At 67.5% G+C, this 1,404-nt stretch carries 2 pseudogenes; one reads left to right on the top strand and one right to left on the bottom strand.

The features are described 5' to 3' along the window. Positions 1–355 (bottom strand): annotated as a pseudogene (locus tag ABZ807_RS33375) (hypothetical protein); the annotation flags it as partial. 694 nt (positions 356–1,049) lie between these two features. On the opposite strand from ABZ807_RS33375, the pseudogene ABZ807_RS33370 reads away from it, so the two are divergent. Further along, positions 1,050–1,404: pseudogene (locus ABZ807_RS33370) on the top strand (hypothetical protein); the annotation flags it as partial.

The raw sequence follows: 1,404 nt of genomic DNA, 5'->3' as shown, positions 1-1,404 counted from the left end.
GCACCTCCCGCACACGCCCGTGCTCGTCCCGGTCCTTGTCGCGCTCGTCCCGGTCCTTGCCACGCTCGTCCCGGTCCTTGCCACGCTCGTCCCGGTCCTTGCCACGCTCGTCCCGGTCCCTGTCACGCTCGTCCCGGTCCTTACCGTCGTCCTGTGTGAGCTGCTGAGCCGTGGACCACTTCAGGTCGGTCAACCGGTGGGCACCGGTGGCCCCGGTGGTCGCATAGGCGACCCCTGCGAGGCTGACCGCTCCTGTGAGGCCCACAACGCCGGTGGCGAGCCAGAGCCGGCGACGACGGATCGGGGAGGTCGTCTCACGGTTGGCGTCATCGTTATTGCGAAGGTAGTTGGACATCGGAGCTCTCTGCCCTCTCCTTGTACCCGACAAGGTCGCTTCGCCACGGCGAGGCGGCCTTCGCTACAAATCGGTTGTAGCTGCTGAAGAACACCATATGAGAACCTTCTTCGCCTCGTGGGCGTATGCGAAAAAAGCCCACATTGGGTATGTGGGCGGTGCAGCCGACAGCACGGCGGACGGCCGTGCAGCAGAGGCGTCAGGGGTGGCGAAGAGCGTCGCGGAGGGCGGAAAGCGTGCGATCACTTCCGACGGCCGCGCGGCCACCTCCGGCGGCACGCATTCCTGACGCGCGACGCACCACAACCCAGGTGGGCGACGCGGGGAGGGGGGTCCCTTTCCGCCGCGCGGCGGAAAGGGACCCCCCTCCCCGCGTCGCCCACCTGGGTTGTGGTGCGTCGCGCGTCAGGAATGCGTGCCGCCGGAGGTGGCCGCGCGGCCGTCGGAAGTGATCGCACGCTTTCCGCCCTCCGCGACGCTCTTCGCCACCCCTGACGCCTCTGCTGCACGGCCGTCCGCCGTGCTGTCGGCTGCACCGCCCACATACCCAATGTGGGCTTTTTTCGCATACGCCCACGAGGCGAAGAAGGTTCTCATATGGTGTTCTTCAGCAGCTACAACCGATTTGTAGCGAAGGCCGCCTCGCCGTGGCGAAGCGACCTTGTCGGGTACAAGGAGAGGGCAGAGAGCTCCGATGTCCAACTACCTTCGCAATAACGATGACGCCAACCGTGAGACGACCTCCCCGATCCGTCGTCGCCGGCTCTGGCTCGCCACCGGCGTTGTGGGCCTCACAGGAGCGGTCAGCCTCGCAGGGGTCGCCTATGCGACCACCGGGGCCACCGGTGCCCACCGGTTGACCGACCTGAAGTGGTCCACGGCTCAGCAGCTCACACAGGACGACGGTAAGGACCGGGACGAGCGTGACAGGGACCGGGACGAGCGTGGCAAGGACCGGGACGAGCGTGGCAAGGACCGGGACGAGCGTGGCAAGGACCGGGACGAGCGCGACAAGGACCGGGACGAGCACGGGCGTGTGCGGGAGGTGC

Source organism: Micromonospora sp. NPDC047548, from assembly GCF_040642975.1.
Taxonomy (GTDB): domain Bacteria; phylum Actinomycetota; class Actinomycetes; order Mycobacteriales; family Micromonosporaceae; genus Micromonospora.
Note: the sequence above shows the minus strand (reverse complement) of the source record. Positions and strands in the feature narration are given on the sequence as shown.